The following is a 20259-nucleotide window of genomic DNA, read 5'->3' on the forward strand; positions in this document are numbered from 1 at the left end:
AATTAACTTGTAATTAAGCATAGAAGAGAAAATAAAAGCTTATATGAGAAAAAAATAAGAAAATTTTTAGTTCGAAAATAGCTAACTTATTAACTTTTTCATATATAGAAACTGTTTTATTTGTTAGTGCTACATCTATAGCATTAGCCGATGCTAACAAACTATATGAATATGATAGTAATGGAAGACTCATTTCTACAACAACTACTACAGAGAAAAAAGTCTTTAGCTATGATGGTAACGGAAATCTACTCAGTAAACAGGTAACCAAAGGTGATTACAACAGCATTATTTTAAATGTTATATATTCTCCTTCTTATGCAAATGTTGAAACTCCCTCTTCTAGCACTCCAGTTGCACCACCTGTAGATGTAGATTTGAAAGAATGGAATGCTTCGATCAAAATCAAACCCTTATTTCAAAGAGTTGTATAATGCCCCTTTAGATCAATTGAAAATATTGGGTTATGAGCTACTATGATAGAGGTGAAGGAAAAGGCGTTTATATTATTTTGGTGGCGAATTAGATTGGCCAAATGGATGGTACGAATTACAATTATACGCTACAGGGAAAGTCATTATGAATTTTGATATAGAAGATTGTATCAGCTTAAATGACTATACTAAATCTCCTCAAAAATATTCATATAAACATCTTAAATAAAATTGAAATATTGATATGAATAAATAATAAAAAACTATAATATTTTTTTAAAATTATAGAGTACAAAGTTAAAACATCACCGTCTAAGATAAAGAGAAATGATATATGTAAATTTATACATTTGAAAATAGATATAATATTATCCAAAAATAAATACTAAAGGAACTTTAACTATGGAAAAGCATGAAGTTGAACAAATCGTTAAAGAAATTAATAAATATATTGAGAAAGAGTTGTGGTTTGATTTTACAGTCATAAGCTTAATAAAAAATGAAATTATTATTCAAGGTGGACTTAGTCTCACTTATCCAGAAATTGAGATTAGATTCAAGGATATTTTCTTTACGTCTTTATTAATGGATTGGAATACAGATACAAGAAATGGATCTCTATATGTACTTGATGGAGAAGAAGCAACACAAATGAATTTGAAATTAAAAGTAGAACGTTCGCATTTCATTTTTAAGTTTGTAGCTGAAGAATATTCTGAAGAGATAGAACTTTTGATTGTAGCAAAACAGATTTCGTATCGATTGTTAACAACTAAGTAGGACATATGATATCTAACGTAAGCGAACTGACTATTGAAGAGATAGGTACTTTAGAGGGATTTATAGAACCTCATGAGGTTCTATAAATCCCTCTTTCTATTTGGTTTGAGACTGTTCTAGCTACCAAGTTAAAGGATTTGAGTAACGGAGATTTAGCTAAAATGATCAGGCAACAAATATACATAAAATCAGTTACTCCAGAGGCATTGAAAAGGCTAAAAGTAAATCCTATCGCAGGGTATTTAGGGGATGGAGAATTATTAGAATCACTAGTGAGTGTAAAAAGTGATACATGGAAAGAGGCTTCTGAAGTCAAGCATACTGTTCTTGTATTCTTAGAAGAGTGTATAGCGTTGTTTTGTGCCAATCAATTAACATTTCCAGAAGATGAAGATCGCTTTTCACATGAAGATCGTGAAGAATACTTTCAAAATTTGTTGATTATAAAAGAACAGATTCTACAAAGCAATTAGGATCATTTTTTATTTTTAATATTAGAAAATAGCTAAAGTAAAAGAGGGAAAAAAGTGAATACATATAAATTACTAATAGATACGAGTATTTTTTACTTAGAACCATATAAAGTAACCATTGATTCAGCATTGATTGAATATTTTAATATTTCAGTGGGTGGTCGGGTGATTGCTTATCAAGATGATCGGGAATGGGAAGGAATGGTAGAGTATCAACCTGATTGGGCTATGGAATTCAGGTACTATATTGATTTAAATAAAAGTGTACAACGACACATTGCGCCTGATATAAATCTAGGTAGAAAAGAGGGATTGGATTCAGGATTGCCGGTCGGGTACAGCTTTAGTAAAAGAGAACTACTACAAGCTATGACTGATAACAATATGAATCCATATACTATTCAACAATATTTAAATTTTGCTATGGAAGCATTAAAAAACAAATATCGACCTTATATTCAAGAAGCTCGAAAAGACATATTAAAAATATCAATAGATACAAATTTAAATTATCTAGGAATGGATAAACCTATGATTTCATTAAATAAGATTCAATATTTTGGTATGACTAGTGGTGATCGAATTATTGGATATCAAGATGAACAAGAATGGGAAGGAACTATAGAATCTCAATCTAATTTACCAGAATGGTATCGATTCTATCTTGATTTAAACACATGTATAGAAACGATAATCACTCCAGAAGTGTACAAGGCTAGAGATGATGGAGGAAGTATAGGTATAGCTCTTGGTGAAAAATATACTAAGATATTTGTAGCTGAAGCAATGATTCAGGATGGATTAGCTATGGAGAAGATCCAACAATACACAGGACTTTCTTTGCTAGAATAAGAAACTATTCAAAAGAAATAAATATAGAAAAAACGTATTGAGATGAACGACGCGAGCTTTTGGTAACAAAAGTATATTTGCTGTTTGCTATGACTTTGACAAACCACCACGGGAGTTAGAAGAAATAGAATTTAAATCATTTCATTAGATGGTAATTTAGGCCAAATCAATTAGCAGGAGCGGTTTAACAAGGTAGTTGAAAAATATCGTAGATTCAACTAGTAAAGTAGTAGTAGGATATGTTCCTAAAATTAAACCTTCTGTAATGAAAAGTTCTAATGAAGCTGGGTTTAAAGTTTTTAAAAATGTTACCGATATTTTAAAATTTATTAAATCAAAATAAAGAGGTGATGACTGTGCAATCTATTATTTTGATTGGAGATGAGCCATTCAATCTTGATTTTATTAAAAACCTTCCTAAATCAGTAGATACACGTTCATATGAGCCGAATGATTTAAGGTACGTTTTAGAATATGTAAATGATCGAATCTATTATGACTACTTGCCAGAAGGTATACTAGATTATGAAAAAGATGAATTACTACATTTACCTTTCCAATCGCCTCGTTTTATAGCGATGTTGTATACATCTAACCAAATAATGAGAGACTTCTTTTTAGAAAATGCAAAATATCTATATTGATAATGATCTTGGAGAAATTCTTCCAATACAAGAGTTCATGTACAAACTAAAAGTTTAAAGTACATAATTGCTCGATTTTATGATTTATATCTTAGTAAATCCTTAAATAGTACCTCGGTAATTAGGCATATACTTAGATACTTATTCAAGGTTTTAATTTTTATATACTACATTTTAATGCCCTTTCACATACTTCAATTTTATCTCTTCCCCTTGTACATTCTCAACACTTTAATCTGAAAATGAATCTGTTATTGAAAATCCTCATTTTATAAGCAATGCTTAATTCAAGTATTGATATTTCAGATCCTAAAGCTGGAGAAATTAAAATAAGAAGATGATTTGGAGCTGATGGAAATACAATTCTGATGGTAGCGTTAAAAGTAGATAAGGAGGTCAAAAATGATTTATGAAGATTTAATAAAAAGAGTAGGATGGGGAGAAGAGTTTTCATTTTATTATCAAGATAATAGATATTGGATAAGTAGTAATAATGATGGTTACTATTTAACTAGAGAGAAAGATAGTTTTAGTCAATCATTTCACACTTCAAAAGAGTTATTTGACTTAGGTGAAATAGAGGGTAAAAGTTTTAAAGAAGTATGGAATGTGATTGATATTTTATAAACATTAATATAAAAATCGCTAGTATATACAGTAATGGTATAAAAATAAAATATATATCGAACTAATTTTAGTGATAATACTATTTTAAAGACTTAAATATATAAAATTGAAAAGGAAGATTCAAAGCAAAACTTTACTTTGAATCTTCCTTTTTGTTTTTTATCTTAATGCCCTTTCACATGCTTCAACTTCATCTCAGACCCTTGCACATCCTCATCACTCTGCACCTGCTCCACCACTTTACCTTTCGACTTCATATAATTCGACCAATACGCCGTCAAAATCGGCACTAGAATCGCTGTCACAATCACTGCCGCGGCAACTAAAGCGGTAGCAGACTGTGCGGCAGGCATAAATTCAGGCTTCATCGTCGCTACGATCATCGGGTTGGCTACCGCTGCGCCTGCTGCACTGGAAGCGGCAAGACCTGCGGTTCCGTTTCCGCCACCGATCCAGCGGTCGGCTAGCATGAGAGGGATACCGGTGATAATAATAACGATCACACCCAGTAAGATGCCAAGCATGCCTGTCTGAATAATAACACCTAGATTAATCGAACTTCCTAAAGCAAATCCGAAAAAAGGAATCAACGTCTGCGTCGCTTTGCCAAAATAACTACGTAAATCGTGATCGAGATTACCTAATAAGAACCCGACTAGAAAAGGTAACACTGCTCCCACAAATGTATGGGGTTCAAACACAGCAAGCCCGGTACTACCTAGAATTAGCATCGTCACCAGAGGGCCGGATTCGAGCGACATCAGCACAAAAGCTCCGGCTTCTTCTTTGGTTCCATACTGTTGCATCACCGACGCATACAGACCCCCATTGGTCATATCCATCGCCGCAATCAGAGCCAGTACAGATAATCCTGCAAAAAAGCCACTTTGTACGCCACCAATAGGCAGGAATTGCATCGCGATCATCGCTACCACCCATGCGACCGCAATCTTTGTTAATACCAGCGTACCTGATTTACGTAGCACCGTTCCTGTCGCTCGGACATCGATCGAAGCTCCCATACAGAAAAACCATACAGCCAGAATAGGGATCGTTCCTGTCATCAATCCTTTGGTAAATGATCCAAAATATTCACCTGATCCTGCCCAGAATGTATGAACAACAGCACCTAATAACAAAGGGATTAACATCATCCCGCCGGGAATTTTATCGATTGTTTTTTTGATTTGCATACAGACACAACCCTTTCGTGAGTACCGAAGTTCCACTAAAGCGGTTTCATTTTCGACTCAAACCAAGTTCAGGAATTAAGCGTGCATACAGATCATGACTTTGTTGCATCTGTTGCCGGAATCCGTCTTTATCTTTGACGAGTAATCCCAGTCCATGTGCAGACATATCTTCTCGAAATTCCTGTTCCTTCGTTCCTTTGGTGAACGCTTCGGCTAATAAGTGTACAATTTCATCCGGTGTATCTTGAGGAACGGCTAGACCGCGCCATGTTCCACTAAAATTCACTGTATATCCTGTCGCTTCTTGCAAAGTAGGCACATCTGGAAATGCTTCGGAACGTGCGCTGCCATTGATCATCAGTATCCGTAACTTGCCTTGATCGACTTCTTCTTTGACCTCAGCAGGACTAACCGGTACAGCATCGACAAATCCACTCATTAGGGCAGAGACGGCAGGTCCTGCACCTTCGTAAGGAATATGGGTAAACGTCACATGAGTGGCTTGCTCTAACATTGCCGCGGCTAGATGCCAGATACTTCCTGTGCCGGCATTGCCCATTTTGATCTGACCGGGATGAGTACGAGCATAATCGAGAAATTGTTGTGCTGTTTTCCAGGGTGCATCGGCTCGTACAGTAATCGCAGACGGATCGTTATTGGTCTGGATAATAGGTTTATATTTCTCATACGTAATCGGTAATAGTCCCATATGGGGCAATGTCGTTAACTCAGCAACGAGATAGGTGATAGTATAGCCATCTGGCTTGGCATTGGCGCCTTCCATCAGTCCGATCGAACCGCCTCCACCTGTACGATTGACGACAGTGATCGGTTGATTGATATACTTTTGAGTGGATTGTACCAGTGCGCGGGCTGTAATATCTGTGCCTCCACCAACAGCATAAGGAACAACCAGTGTAATCGGCTTGGTGGGAAAAGAAGAAGGAGTATTATAGTACAAAGAAATACCGCTCCACTTTCCAGTGAAAAAGCTGATCAATCCCAATACAACAATGACAGTTGCCAGTAGGCTAACTGCTGTTTTCCATTTGGATGTTTTGAATAGTTGCACAAGAAGCCAATCTTTCATCTCCTATCCCTCTTCTCACCATATGATTTCGCTTACATTATTCTTTACCAATGAAGAAGCAGAGTCTTCAATAATTAAGAAACAGAATAACGTAGGAATCATATCGTCAAGCTCACCTCCACAGATAGCGCATATTCACTCAACGCATAATTTGCTTTTAACAATTTGAGTGTAGCCCAGCAGAGGTGGCGATTCTATCGGATAATTGCACAATATATATGCCAAAAAGCTGAAATATCAACGGTTTGGCGGATCTGCATGTCTATTGGTTGATTTGTGGATTTCTCTAAATTTGCCCGGTGTTGTAGCTTTGTGTTTACGGAATGTGCGGATAAAGCTATTCTCATTCTGATAGCCTACTTGCCCTGCAATTTCACTGACTTTCAGCTCGGTATCTAATAGCAATTGACAGGCTCTAGACATCCGCAAGTGAGTCAGATAATCGTATAATGTACTTCCTGTTTCCTCTTTGAAAATCGCACTGACAGACGAGACACTCATCTGTACATGATGGGCTACATCCGGTAACCCGATATTTTCATGTAAATGTTCGCTCAGATACGATTGCATATTTTGTACCAAAAGATGTTCACGTGACACACGATAGATCATATGCTCATCTACTAATTCAGTAATCAGAGTCCGTAACAATGTCTTAATTTCTTCTAATGTTAACGTGTTCAATTGTCCGCTGTAGTAATTAGCCAGTTCTACAGGAAGGGTATGTTCATGTGATTGTGCCCATTGTAATAATGAGTGCACACCTTGATCTAACATTTTATAAGCTTCAGTAGGAGTGATGGAATGTTCTTGAATATCGTTTAATCCTTTGTCCATCCATAATAAAGCTGTTTGCTGATCTGCTTGTTCACAGCGATCTACCATTTCTTGAATCCATAGTTGCTGTTCTAAAGGAAAGGTTGTAGTAGAAGGATAGTCTTGCGGCATATGTTGTATACGTCCGTAGCCATTGTACAACCGATAAGATAGCGCTGTAATAGCTTCTGTATAAGAAGATGGAGTCTGAGCAATCGTATCTACAGAATTTCCACCACCGACAGAAATAGATACATTCAGATGTTCTTTTACAATTTGAATACAACGCTCCATATCGATAGCCCACTGATCTGTCCATGTTATCGTATAGGCACTTTTGGGTTGCAATAGAAAGGTAAAATAGTCTTTATCCGCATTAATGCTGACGACACGCCAATGAGAGTCTAGAGTTTCGAGCATGATATTATGTAATGCGTATTTTAGTAGCATCTGATCTTCACTACTGTATGAAGTTGTCCATGCTCGGTACCGATCAATCGAAATGACAGTCACGACAAGCAGATCTGATTCCCAATCTTGAAAATAATAATTCCATTTCGTATCCAATTCTTGCAATCCAATATGTTGATGAAGCACATCCTGAATATACTTGGAGCGCAATTCAGGTAGACTGCGTTCCGCAAGAAAAGAAGTACTATGCAGATCACCGATTAATTTGCTAATCGCAGGTTCTAGATCGTATAGATTATGAGGCGGCTGTTGTTGATCTGTGGGATGAAGCAGTTTGTTAATTCGTTTAAGTGGACGAAAAGCCGCATAGCTGTAGGAATAGACTGCTGCACATCCGATCGCTATCGAAATCAGGGAAAGAAGGAGCATCATATTACGGGCTAATTTGACATGCTTGAGTAATTGCTCCATCGGAACTAGCGAAACGAGTCGCCAGCCGGTTACATCCGAGAAAGTCTGATTTGCCATATAATCTTGTCCATGGATATCTACATAAGCGAAAGGCTGTACACCTAATTCAGTGATCACTTGATCCATTTCGTTGATAGGCACAGAAGCACTAAGCTTAGGATAAATAAGATGACCATCCAGATCGTACACAATCTGTTCATTCGATAAATGCACATAAAATTTTGAGAAAAAGCGATCATAATCCAGATTAATCATAACAGCACCGATCACTTTCTCGTGGATCACAATCGGTCTGGCTAGAGAAAGCAGTTCGATCTGACCATCTGTAGCACTTTTTCCATACCACCGTCGCTGAATCAGTAAAGGCTTTTGCTTGATCTGTTGAATCCAACTTGTCCATGTGTTATCCGGGGATTGTTGCCAATCTGCACGATAACCGTACTGACTGGATAAAATATGTTGCTGATCCAATGTGATAATATCAATCGAATAGATATCTTGATCAGATGCGAGCGTTCTCAAATAACGTTGTGCTTGATTCACCTGTGCACTATATTTCGTTCCTGCCGGATTAGCCTGTATGTAATTCAGAATATCTGGATGAAATGAAGCATCGACAGCTTTGTTATCGGATTCGCGAAAAGCTCTGTTGGTCACATCTAGATTAATTTGCAATAATTCAATATTCGGTGTATTCAATTCGGTATCTAATTCTTGCCGATAACGGGAATAGGAAAATAAAGCAATCGTAGTAATCAAGACAGACAATACTATCGTTAACAGCAACATCAGCCGGGTTTGTTTATTTTGGAGCAGGAATTTTAATTTGAGTCGAAGCATAAACAGTCATTCATCCTTCCTTATTGTTGCTAGGTGGTCTATCGTATTTATTGTAAAGAGCTCTTAGCTAGAATGCAGTATGATAATCCACATGAACACATACCAATTTATTCCTATTTTACTATTATATAAGAACAGCATGTAGATCGAATAAGTTTTAGTACATAAAAAAACAAAACGATCATTTTGCCTACAAAATTAAATAGGAAATAGATCGTTTTATTGAGTAAAGTCACTGCTTTTAGTGCTCTTATTCATTTTTTTTCTTGAAGTATCATAACTTTTTCACCATTTATATCTAGTTCACCATTAAATTCAAAGCCGAATTTTTGATAAAGATACAAAGCACCTTGATTATTTTCAAAAAGGCTCAGATAAATCGTTTGAGAATGGTAAATATGACGTAGATGATCAATCAATGCGCGTAACATGATTTGTCCTAACCCTTTTCCTTGAAAATGTTCATCAATCAAAAAACGATCTAGCCATACTTTGCTACCTTCACATTCATTAAGAAATAATCCATACATAGCAAATCCCACCAATATATTATCTGCATATAAACCTACAGGTACGTAAGAATCACATTCTGAAGCATCTGCTAAACATTGTGCGGGCGTTTCGACATAAGAAGCCTGTTCAGTAGCAACATGTAAATGTAAAATGCTCTCTAGATTTTCGGGAGTTATGTTTTTAATTTCAACTTTCATGTTTTCACCTGTTTTCTGAGGAATACAATCGTTATTATTCCGCTTGTTTTGAATAGTATTTATTCTATGGTAAGGTATACCGTAACCAGATAGTCAAGGAGGATTTATGAACCAACAGACAAAAGTTTATCTGACTACAGGAGAGTTCGCGCGGCTATGTAAAGTGAACAAACGTACTCTTTTTCACTATGATGAGATTGGCTTATTAAGACCTATACGTATAGATGAAAGAGGCTATCGCTATTATTCGTATCATCAATTAGATATGTTTTTAATTATTCGCATTTTGAAAGAACTGAATATTCCATTAAAAGAAATTGCTAGTTATTTGGAAAATAGAACAGCACAACAGATGATTGATTTATCCAAAAGAGAAATTTTACATATTGATCAGCAAATAGATACGCTTCATCAAATTAAGCGTATGCTAGAAGATACGCTGATTATGACTGAAAAAGGACTAAGTGCTGAACCTCAACACATACACTTTGAACATCAAGAACAAGAATGGCTGATCCGAAGCAATGCTATTACAGAAGAAGATCCAAGAAGTGGTTATTTAGAATGGATAGAAGCTTTTCGACAATTCGAGCATCTTACGCAATCTATTGCGACCTCTTTTGTAGGCACAATGACAACTATAGAACATTTGTTATCCCAAAAAAGTAAAAAAGAGACTTATTTTTTTGTCAAAGCTAATAGTATAGATACCAGTCTTTCAACTTTTGCTAAGCGTAAAGGAAAGTATGCTATTGGATTTCATCATGGAAGACATGAAGAAATAGATAAAAGTTATAAACGAATATTACACTTTATTGAAGAACAACAACAAACGCCGGGTATATTTGCATATGAAGAATATTTAATTGATGAAGTATCAGTACAGAGTCCAGAACAATATGTTACACAAATCACAATTGAGGTAGCAGATAAATAGAAGGCATACTTTTTATTTTGTAATGTTTTGGTTTGATAAATAAGTTTACAGTACAATAGAAATGATGCTTACCCAACAATCAAAGAAACAACAAATAGAGAGAGAAGGTGCGGAAGATGACGACCGTTATCGATATTTCAGTACGGACTTTGGTGGAATATGTGTATCGGACAGGCAGTATTGAATCAGGCTTCCGCGTAGCCCAGTCGATGCAAGAAGGGACACGTATCCATAAGCAGATTCAAGAAGGATATGGTGAACACGGGGAAAAAGAAGTTCATCTCAAAACAGAAATTCCTTATCATGATCTGCTATTTCGAATCGAAGGACGTTGTGATGGATTATGGGTCGATGAACAAGGACTGCTTACTGTCGATGAGATCAAGTCGACTTCGATCTCAGCAGAAGATATTGGAGACGGGCGGGAAGTCCACTGGGCGCAAGCGCAGATGTATGGATATATTCTTGCAGAAGATCGGCATTTAGATCAGGTGAGGGTTCAATTAACATATGTACACAAAAGCAGTGGGAAAGAGACCAAGCTAGAACGCATCCAGACCCGCGAACAACTACAACAGTTTGCACAATATACGGTAGCTGAATATGCACCTTATGCAGAAATGATCGCCAAGCATCGTCAGAAGCGTAACGATAGTATTGAGCAGTTAGCGTTTCCTTTTGCCGGGTATCGATCCGGTCAGCGTAAATTTGCAGGAGCTGTCTACAAAACGATCGGTGAAAAGCTGAATTTATTTGCGGAAGCGCCGACAGGAACTGGGAAAACGATTTCGACTTTATTTCCAGCGATTAAATCGATCGGTACCGAGCAAGCAGAACGACTTATGTATGTGACCGCCAAAACAGTCACCAGAGCCAATGCCGAAGAAGCATTGCAACGGATGGAAAACAGTGGCTTGAATCTACATGGCGTGACGATTACCGCCAAAGACAAAGTGTGTTTCTGCTCTGCAAATAGCACAGGTGGACGGGATAACTGCGAATATACCGAAGGGTATTATGACCGGATCAATGGTGCGATTCTCGATATGATGAGCAATGAGACATTGATGACTCGCTCTGTGATTGAACAATATGCACAAAAGCATCATCTATGTCCGTTTGAATTATCGATCGATGCTTCGTATGCGTCAGATGCTGTTATTTGCGATTATAACTATGTATTTGATCCGAAAGTATCATTCAAGCGTCTCTCTGATGACATGCGCAAAAAAACGATTTTATTAGTCGATGAAGCCCATAATCTGGTTGATCGTGGACGAAATATGTTTTCAGCGGCATTAAATAAATCAGCTTTTCTGGATTTGAAAAGAGATTATAAAGACTCGGCGGAATCGTTAGCCAAAATTGCCAGTGCGATCAATGCGTATTTTATTCGCTTACGCAAACAAGGTGAAGATGGCAAGTTGATCCAGCGACAACAAGCACCGGAAGAAATTTTCCCTCTATTAGAAGAGTTTGTGATTCGAGCAGAAGTGACATTGTTAGAGCAAGGCGATCAGGGAGATATCCAATTGTTGCTTGAAACGTATTTTGCGGTACAAGCTTTTCTACGGATTGGACGATTGTATGATATGGAAAGTCATATGACCTATGCAGAAGTACAGGGTAGTGATGTGTATTTACGGATGTTCTGTATTGATCCTTCATTACAACTTCGTCAGACAGCCAAAGGATATCGCTCGGTGATTCACTTTTCTGCGACCTTATCTCCGATTCGGTATTATCGCGATATGTTAGGAGCAGAGGAAGAAGATTATAATATTTCGATTGCTTCTCCTTTTTCACGCGAACAATTGGAAGTACAGATTGTGCCGTTATCGACACGTTATCGGGATCGGGAGCGTACCCGAACTGAACTGGCGAATGTCCTTGCTCAATTGATTAATGATCGCCCGGGTAATTATTTAGCTTTTTTCCCTTCGTATCAGTATATGCAAGATGTGATTGATATTTTTGAGACTTTACATGTAGATACAGATGTGTTGATTCAGCAGTCCGGTATGGCAGAAGACGAACGGGATCGTTTTCTTCAAGCTTTTCAAAGTGATAATCCACGTACATTAACAGGGTTTGCTGTAATGGGTGGAATATTTAGTGAAGGGATCGATCTAGCAGGGGATCGACTGACAGGCGTTATTATTGTCGGTGTCGGGTTACCGCAGATTGGGCCGGAGCGAGAATTGATTCGTGAGCATTTCAGTCAGGCAGGATTCAATGGATTCGATTATGCGTATGTCTATCCGGGAATGAACAAAGTACTCCAAGCGGGTGGACGGCTGATTCGGACAGAAGAAGATCGAGGATTGTTGATGCTAGTGGATGATCGCTTTTTGCAACGCCCTTATTATCAATTGCTACCGACAGAATGGCGTAATGATTCTCTGTAAGCATATATCACCAATAACATAATCAAAGAGAAAAGAGTTCAAAAAAATACCCCTGTACAGTGGATTTCGCAACTGTGCAGGGGTATTAGCGTACAACTTTATATCATAGCCTTATCTTTTTATTTCTGTGAAGCTTTGGTAATTTCACTATACGCCCAGTGTCCAGGGGTTACATCTTTCCAGCTACTTGCGATGGAATCTGTAGAAGACGTATTTTCACCAAGTACACGATTCAATACAGTTACGATCTCAGCCCGACTCACTGCTTGATTCGGGTAAAATTGACCGTCAGGATAACCTTTCATCCATCCCGATTGAATCACTTCGCTGATCGTATTTGCTGCCCAATGTCCTTGTACATCTGCTGGTAAAGATGCTGTAGACGTTGTATTCAGTCCTTGCCAGCGAGCAATTAAAGTTGCTAGCTCTGCACGTGTCATCGGTTGAGCAGGTTTGAAATTGCCACCTGGATACCCTTGTAACCAACCGCTTCCTTCAATACTTTGGATACTGGAAGCTGCCCAGTATGAAGCTGGTACATCTTTAAAGTCTGTACTGCTTGTTGCTGTTGGCGTGGTTGCATTTTGGATCGCAAGTGCACGTTCTAGCATAACAGATAATTCCGCACGAGTGACTTTCTGATCGGGACGGAATGTGCCATCAGGATAACCTTGAATATAACTACTTGCTTTGACATTAGTTGTCGACTTGGTCGGCGTTTTGGTAGCTGAATCTGTATTTTTATTCGTTGCTGTGCCGGTAGCTGCATTAGCTAATTCATCGTAGATCGGATTATCATCCAAAGCCGATGCGCCACTTGCTCCACCGCCACCGCCTCCACCAGTCACCATATTCGGATCCGGTAACGGTTCTGTCGGAGCCACAGGTACAAATGGTGCTGTAATCACCAGTGGTGGAGATACAGGTAACCCTTCATACGTATCTGTTGTTGGAGATGGTGTTGGCACTTGTGGTACAGGTTGAACAGGTTGAGTAGAGTCAACAGGTACTACAGGTGGAAGTGTCGAATTAGAAGATACCTGAACCTTATAAAATTTGGAAATTCCATTTTTGCCATGCACTTCAAGTGTAATAGTAGTCAGACCTGGATCAAGTGTCACCGGTTCTTCTGCATATACACTGTCTGTGACGGTTACGCCATTAATGATAAGTGACGCATCTGGATCATACACACTTGCTTTGACTGTAGTCTGCGTGGTTCCATCAGGCAACGTTACAGCATAAGCTGTATTTTCAGGTGAGAATGAAGGTGTTAAGGCTCCATTTTCAATAGATAATGAAGCAAGATCTGTGCCCATATCAGGTGCAGTAGCTTGGATTACAAATGCTTGCTCTAACGTGCTTCCATTACTTCCTGTTGCTAGTACACGAATCGGATAACTGGTCACTCCACGTGTAAGTGCTTTAGTTGTTTTGACCTGATTATCTTGAATTGTAAAATAATCATTAGTACTACTTCCCTCGCCACTAACCAGACTGTACGTAAACGTATCTTGTACTTTTGGATTTTGAGTAGAAGTGGTTAATACACCTGCTGTAGTACCTTCAGCGACATTCCATGCAATCGTATCGCCTGTCAAAGTAATTTCAGAAGGCACAGCCAGTGTATCGGCTGCATAATCTTCTCTGATCTGTGCTAGTGCACCATTCATATCAGAATCCAGACTACTATAAAATACTAACTCGGTAGTACCACCGGGCTCTAGATCGCCTGCATTGAATGTCAGCGTTAACCAATCATCGGTTAGATTGGCTGCAATATGCTTCCCACCATCTGTTTGAAATGCAGGTTCGATATAGGGATTACGGCTGAATCCAACAGAAGCTTGAGCACGTGGATCTTGTGCCACATACATGAATATATTATCGCTAGCATTACCAATTGCCGCAGCGATCGCCTCGGCATCTTGAGGTGGGTTAGAAGGCACCCAGTTAATCGTGCTGTTGTCTTCATGAAGATCAGCATCAATATCGGGATCAAGAAAGCGCATATAATGAACATCGTATACGGAATCTGTAACGCTGTTATTTTTGAGTGTGATCGTTGTTTTGAAGAAAGCATCTCCTGGTTTAAAAGAAATGTTTTGTTGTACGGCGATAGCTTGATCAGATGTGTTACCAGATGTTTGAGCGATTAATTGTTCATCTGTAGATAAATCTTGAGTGGTACTTGGAATATCAATACTTCCACTTTGTTCTTCATTCACAAACGTCAACGGAGATTTGGAAGTTACAGATGGTTTGTAACCTACTACAAAACCTTCTGAAGGGCTTCCAGGCAAGACATAATCACCACTGGTCATATCTTTGCCAAAATCATAACCGTCTTTGTCTACATTCATACCGATATTACGTCTTATTGTCCCGGGATGAAAACCAGATGGGCTATCGCTAGCTGTGCCAAGTGTACCGCTACTTGAAACGCCTAGTTCGATATATGTTCCACCTAGAAATGTATCCTGACCGTTCTGCGCATGTCTTGCTAATTCAGATGCGTGTGTAGGAAGCGGTGGTAGTAGTAACAAGACAGCCATCAAACTACAGATCCCAGTTTGTAGCAGACGGCGTTGGTCAAACGGATTACTGCTCATCAGTTAGAGTCCTCCTTTATATATGAATAGTTCGCAAGTATTTGCAAACCTATACTACTGTTTATCGTAATCAAATGATTTAACTTTACATTTTTATGCAAAAAAGATTAAAAAATTGTTAAGAATAAGGAGTGATAGGTGTGAAGTTGGAGATTTCAGAGGTATTAAGTCAGACTTTTATGAAATTAACAGGAATACCTGAACATACACCAGCTGCTCAATCGGTGAAAACAACAATTCAATTTATTCGTACAGCTGAAGAAATTTTTAAAAGTATGGATGCACGTTTTGCAGGAATGGGATTATCGCGGGGCAAAATTATGATGTTATGTATTTTGTATGCGGATACGAATCATAGTCTGTTGCCTTCGGAATTAGCAGATCGAGCACAGGTGACTCGTGGAACGATTACAGGACTGGTTGATGGACTAGAATCTGAAGGTTGGGTCAAACGTATTCATGATGCCAAAGATCGCCGCCGTACTTCGGTACAACTGACTGAAAAAGGAATGCGATTTGTGGAGCAAAATGTAGAAGGATATGTAGGGCTTATGATTGCGCTGACTTCCAAGTTCGAGGAAGAAGATTTTGTGAAAATGCAGGAATTGATCTCCAAATTACGAGCAGGCTTTGAAGTCAGCAGTCAATTAGAAATATAACATTATTTACCATATAAATATAAATAGGATAGATTACCTTAAAATAAAGAATTAAATGTAGGATTATTACGAAAAGTGTATATAATTAAAAGTATATGGGGTTATAAACATTGACAAGGTTTGCATACAGATTTAAAATTAGTTAACCTAATAATTAGTATGGCTAAATAATAGGATTTTACGTTGAGGTGAATAAATGGTGGAAGAAGATTTGAAGTTTGAAGGAATATCACCGATGGGTGAAGAGTTATTACGTGCATTTCGTCTTTTTCGCAAAGCAGATTGGCGTCAAAAGCCAGTAGCGGGATATAAACCAAGTGAAATTATGGCTTTGATCTGTATAGGTAACAAAGCAGACTCGATTAGTTGCGGGATGCAAGTTTCTGAACTGAGTCGTCTACTTCGAGTAACTTCTCCAACGGTTACTCAATTGATCAAAGGAATGGAAAACGATGGATTGGTCGAGCGCAATATGGATCAAAGCGATCGTCGTGCTGTACGTGTGACATTGACGGATAAAGGTGCAGCGATTATGGAGCAGTCCCTTGCTGTTTTCAAAACGTCATTTGAAGGATTGGTCGATTATCTAGGAGAAGAAGATAGTCGAAAATTGACTGAATTATTAGGTCGCGTCTTTTCTTATTTCCAAGAACGAGTATTTGAACCTGCGGAACCAGAACATAAAGGGGATGCAGAGTAATGACCAAACTGCTAGGACAGCTTCGACCGTATTACGGTGGAATCGGTCTGGTTCTGCTGTTGGTATTTTTGCAAACGATGTCAGAATTGTTCCTGCCTACATTGATGGCTGATATTGTAGATACAGGTATTGCGGCAGGGGACACAGCTTATATTTTGCGGATTGGCTTATATATGTTACTCTTTGCCGCAGGTGGAATGTTATGTTCCATCGCGGCTAGTTACTTTTCAGCCAAAATTTCGATCGGATTTGGTCGCGATCTACGCAGTCGTGTGTTTTCGCATGTCGAAAATTTTTCGTTACAAGAATTTGATCGTATCGGTACAGCTTCGTTAATTACCCGTACGACCAATGATATTACACAACTTCAACAAGTGCTAACGATGATGTTACGGATGATGGTCATGGCACCGCTTATGATGCTTGGCGGTCTGATTATGGCAATCTCCAAAGATGCAGAGTTATCGCTTATTTTCGTTATTGTGATTCCATTGTTAGGGCTAGCTATTTTCAGTATTGCCCGCAAAGGAATGCCACTGTTCAAAGCATTGCAAAGTAAATTGGATCGCTTAAATATGGTTATGCGTGAAAATTTAACCGGATTGCGTGTTATTCGTGCATTTAATCGAGATACGTATGAAAGCAAACGGTTTGATGGAGCTAGTCGTGATCTAGCGGATACTGCTATTTCGGTTAATAAATTAATGGCATTGATGATGCCTGTAATGATGCTTGTCTTAAATTTCTCGATTATCGCGATTATTGGATTCGGTAGTGTACGGATCAGCTATGGAGATATGCAAGTCGGTGATCTGATGGCATTTATTCAGTATGCGACTCAGATTTTATTTTCATTCCTAATGTTATCTGTGATCTTCGTTATGGTGCCGAGAGCTTCTGCTTCTGCAACACGTATTAATGAAGTATTGCAAATGAAACCAGAGATTGAAGATCCGGAGCATCCTGTAAGTTCTACTATTCAGGAACGACGGGGAAGTGTGATTTTTGATAATGTGACTTTCCGTTATCCAGGAGCAGAACAGCCTGCGCTAGAACAGATTTCATTTCAAGCCAAAAGCGGTGAAGTGACAGCGATTATCGGTGGAACTGGCTCAGGCAAATCAACACTGGTGAATCTAATCCCGCGCTTTTACGATGTAGAAAGTGGACAAATTCTAGTCGATGGGATTGATATCCGTGAGCGTGATCAAGCGTCACTGCGTGCGAAAATCGGCTATGTGCCACAAAAAGCATTACTTTTTACAGGAACAATAGCTGAAAATATTCGTTATGGATATGAACAGGCAACCGATGAAGAAATGAAGCATGCGGCTACGATTGCGCAAGCATCTGATTTTATTAGCGAAATGAAAAATGGATATAATTCTGTGATTGCACAGGGTGGATCGAATGTATCGGGTGGACAGAAGCAACGGTTGTCGATCGCTCGTGCATTGGTACGTAAGCCTGAATTGTATATTTTTGATGATAGTTTCTCAGCACTTGATTTCAAAACGGATTCTAAATTACGCGCAGCGCTCAAAGCCGAAACAACCGATGCAGCGGTATTGATGATCGCTCAGCGTGTCAGTACAGTAATGGATGCAGATCAAATTCTTGTGCTGGAAGATGGCAAAATTGTCGGTAGAGGCACACATCGTGAATTGTTAGAAAGTAGTGAAGTCTATCGTGAGATTGTATCTTCGCAACTGTCGGAGGAGGAGATCGCATGAGTGAAGAGCAAAAACCAAAACCTCCACAACGACCACAAGCCGGGCAGATGGGTGGCCCACCACGGATGTCTTTACCAGGTGAAAAGCCTAAAGATTTTAAAGGTACATTAAGACGATTATTATCATATCTTCGCCCTTATCGGATGCAATTACTTGTTGTGCTAATTGCTGCGGTACTCAGTACGTTATTTAGTATTGTGGCTCCGCGTATTATGGGAATGGCGACAGATGAATTATTTAACAGCGTCACCGGCGGAACTGCTATTAATTTCAGATATATTATAGATTTATTGATGATTTTGGCTGGATTGTATTTGTTCAGTTCGTTATTTGCTTATTTTCAGCAATACTTTATGTCAGGCGTAGCACAGAATACAGTCTATGAGATGCGTAAAGATGTTAAAAGCAAATTATCCCGTCTACCGCTTCGTTACTATGATCAACAGTCTCATGGTGAAGTGCTAAGCCGGGTAACGAATGATGTAGATAATATCAGTAATACGTTACAACAAAGTCTAACCCAGTTGATTACTTCGATCGTAACACTGGTCGGTGTTATTGTAATGATGCTTACTATCAGTCCATTGCTAACATTGATTACTATTTTGACGATTCCACTGAGTCTACTCGTTACAATTGTAGTGGCGAAGCGTTCGCAAAAACATTTTGCCGGACAACAAGCATCGCTTGGTGATCTGAATGGACATGTCGAAGAAATGTATACCGGACATCGTGTTGTCAAAGCTTTTGGACGGGAAAAGCAGTCTTTAGCTCAATTCGATGAGCTTAATGAAAAACTGTATGAATCAGGATGGAAAGCGCAATATATTTCCGGTACGATTATGCCGTTGATGTCGTTTATCAGTAATATCGGTTATGTGCTTATCTGTGTAGTGGGTGGTATTATGGTGACTCGCGGTACAGTCGGTATCGGTGGAGTACAAGCATTTATCCAGTATGCGCGTCAATTCTCGCAACCGATCACCCAGCTTGCTAACATTTCAAATATTATTCAATCGACGATTGCTTCAGCAGAGCGCGTATTTGAAATTATGGATGAGCAGGAAGAAGAAGATCAAGCGATAACTACGATTGCTCGCCCTGTACGTGGTGATGTAACATTCGAGCATGTCGCTTTTGGTTATAAAAAAGATGAACTGCTTATAGACGATATGAATATTCATGTGCGTGCCGGACAGACGGTTGCGATTGTAGGGCCGACAGGAGCAGGGAAAACAACACTGATCAATCTGTTAATGCGCTTCTATGAATTGAATAACGGTCAGATTACGATAGATGGTCAAAATATCCGCGAATTATCGCGTGCTGAACTACACAGTCTATTTGGAATGGTATTACAGGACACCTGGCTGTTTGGTGGAAGTATTCGGGATAATATTGCGTATGGACGTGAAGATGCCACAGAAGAAGAGATTATGCGAGCTTCTGAAGCCGCGCGTGCTGATCACTTTATCCGTACTTTGCCGGAGGGGTATGATACGGTGCTGAATGAAGAAGCCTCTAATATTTCACAAGGTCAAAAGCAATTGCTGACGATCGCGCGTGCTATTCTGGCTGATCCTGCGATTCTGATTCTAGATGAAGCGACCAGTAGTGTGGATACGCGGACAGAAGTATTGATTCAACAAGCGATGAATACATTGATGGAAGGGCGTACGAACTTTGTAATTGCCCACCGTTTGTCTACGATTCGTGAAGCCGATCTGATTCTAGTGATGAATCATGGTAAAGTGATTGAGACTGGAACGCATATTGAATTGTTAGCACAAGAAGGATTCTATGCAGACTTGTATAATAGCCAATTTACCGGACAGGTTAAAATAGCGAATTAATTTTAATGGTATGGAG

Annotated in this window: 16 protein-coding genes; 11 read left to right on the forward strand and 5 right to left on the reverse strand. The window is 38.8% G+C overall.

Annotated features, from left to right (window positions below; translation table 11 throughout):
• The first annotated feature begins 836 nt into the window (after positions 1–836).
• From QCD85_RS18710 to QCD85_RS18730, 5 genes are all read left to right on the forward strand, one after another.
• Positions 837–1214: a hypothetical protein gene (locus QCD85_RS18710; RefSeq protein ID WP_301263536.1), complete on the forward strand. Its 378-nt coding sequence runs from the start codon at positions 837–839 to the stop codon at positions 1212–1214.
• A 98-nt stretch (positions 1215–1312) separates the two neighbouring features.
• On the forward strand, positions 1313–1687 hold the full coding sequence (locus QCD85_RS18715) for a contact-dependent growth inhibition system immunity protein (RefSeq protein ID WP_301263594.1): 375 nt from the start codon (positions 1313–1315) through the stop codon (positions 1685–1687).
• Positions 1688–1741: 54 nt separating this feature from the next.
• Positions 1742–2539, forward strand: a complete 798-nt coding sequence (locus tag QCD85_RS18720; RefSeq protein WP_301263537.1) for a hypothetical protein — start codon at positions 1742–1744, stop codon at positions 2537–2539.
• Between the two features lie 356 nt (positions 2540–2895).
• Complete coding sequence (locus tag QCD85_RS18725) at positions 2896–3183, forward strand: hypothetical protein (RefSeq protein WP_301263538.1); 288 nt, start codon at positions 2896–2898, stop codon at positions 3181–3183.
• A gap of 402 nt (positions 3184–3585) precedes the next feature.
• Complete coding sequence (locus QCD85_RS18730; protein ID WP_273613936.1) at positions 3586–3810, forward strand: hypothetical protein; 225 nt, start codon at positions 3586–3588, stop codon at positions 3808–3810.
• 164 nt (positions 3811–3974) lie between these two features.
• Here QCD85_RS18730 and kdgT read toward each other — a convergent pair whose 3' ends face one another.
• From kdgT to QCD85_RS18750, 4 genes are all read right to left on the reverse strand, one after another.
• Positions 3975–5003, reverse strand: a complete 1029-nt coding sequence (kdgT, locus tag QCD85_RS18735) for a 2-keto-3-deoxygluconate transporter (protein ID WP_301263539.1) — start codon at positions 5001–5003, stop codon at positions 3975–3977.
• 46 nt (positions 5004–5049) lie between these two features.
• Positions 5050–6093: a tripartite tricarboxylate transporter substrate binding protein gene (locus QCD85_RS18740; RefSeq protein WP_301263540.1), complete on the reverse strand. Its 1044-nt coding sequence runs from the start codon at positions 6091–6093 to the stop codon at positions 5050–5052.
• A gap of 237 nt (positions 6094–6330) precedes the next feature.
• A complete protein-coding gene (locus QCD85_RS18745; protein WP_301263541.1) occupies positions 6331–8631 on the reverse strand; it encodes an AraC family transcriptional regulator in 2301 nt (766 codons plus the stop codon).
• Positions 8632–8885: 254 nt separating this feature from the next.
• Positions 8886–9341, reverse strand: coding sequence for a GNAT family N-acetyltransferase (locus QCD85_RS18750; RefSeq protein WP_301263542.1), 456 nt, complete (start codon positions 9339–9341; stop codon positions 8886–8888).
• A 106-nt stretch (positions 9342–9447) separates the two neighbouring features.
• Between QCD85_RS18750 and QCD85_RS18755 the strand changes: the two genes are divergently transcribed.
• Both QCD85_RS18755 and QCD85_RS18760 read left to right on the forward strand, forming a co-directional pair.
• Positions 9448–10278 (forward strand): MerR family transcriptional regulator, encoded by an 831-nt coding sequence (locus tag QCD85_RS18755; RefSeq protein ID WP_301263543.1) that lies wholly within the window; start codon positions 9448–9450, stop codon positions 10276–10278.
• A gap of 116 nt (positions 10279–10394) precedes the next feature.
• The gene (locus tag QCD85_RS18760; RefSeq protein ID WP_301263544.1) at positions 10395–12686 is read left to right on the forward strand and encodes a helicase C-terminal domain-containing protein; all 2292 of its coding nucleotides are present in this window, start codon (positions 10395–10397) and stop codon (positions 12684–12686) included.
• Positions 12687–12805: 119 nt separating this feature from the next.
• On the opposite strand, the gene QCD85_RS18765 is transcribed toward QCD85_RS18760, so the two are convergent.
• On the reverse strand, positions 12806–15298 hold the full coding sequence (locus QCD85_RS18765; RefSeq protein ID WP_301263545.1) for an S-layer homology domain-containing protein: 2493 nt from the start codon (positions 15296–15298) through the stop codon (positions 12806–12808).
• Positions 15299–15438: 140 nt separating this feature from the next.
• Here QCD85_RS18765 and QCD85_RS18770 point away from each other — a divergent pair, with 140 nt between their 5' ends.
• The 4 genes from QCD85_RS18770 to QCD85_RS18785 all read left to right on the forward strand — a co-directional run bounded on the left by QCD85_RS18770 (position 15439) and on the right by QCD85_RS18785 (position 20243).
• Entirely contained in the window at positions 15439–15957 is a 519-nt protein-coding gene (locus tag QCD85_RS18770) for a MarR family winged helix-turn-helix transcriptional regulator (RefSeq protein WP_273613930.1), read from the forward strand.
• A 199-nt stretch (positions 15958–16156) separates the two neighbouring features.
• The gene (locus tag QCD85_RS18775; protein WP_273613929.1) at positions 16157–16657 is read left to right on the forward strand and encodes a MarR family winged helix-turn-helix transcriptional regulator; all 501 of its coding nucleotides are present in this window, start codon (positions 16157–16159) and stop codon (positions 16655–16657) included.
• Entirely contained in the window at positions 16657–18390 is a 1734-nt protein-coding gene (locus QCD85_RS18780; RefSeq protein ID WP_301263546.1) for an ABC transporter ATP-binding protein, read from the forward strand. The genes QCD85_RS18775 and QCD85_RS18780 overlap by 1 nt, the downstream gene beginning before the upstream one ends.
• Entirely contained in the window at positions 18387–20243 is a 1857-nt protein-coding gene (locus QCD85_RS18785) for an ABC transporter ATP-binding protein (protein WP_301263547.1), read from the forward strand. The genes QCD85_RS18780 and QCD85_RS18785 overlap by 4 nt, the downstream gene beginning before the upstream one ends.
• Positions 20244–20259: the final 16 nt, after the last annotated feature.

This window comes from Paenibacillus sp. PsM32, assembly GCF_030433815.1.
Taxonomy (GTDB): domain Bacteria; phylum Bacillota; class Bacilli; order Paenibacillales; family Paenibacillaceae; genus Saccharibacillus; species Saccharibacillus kyungheensis.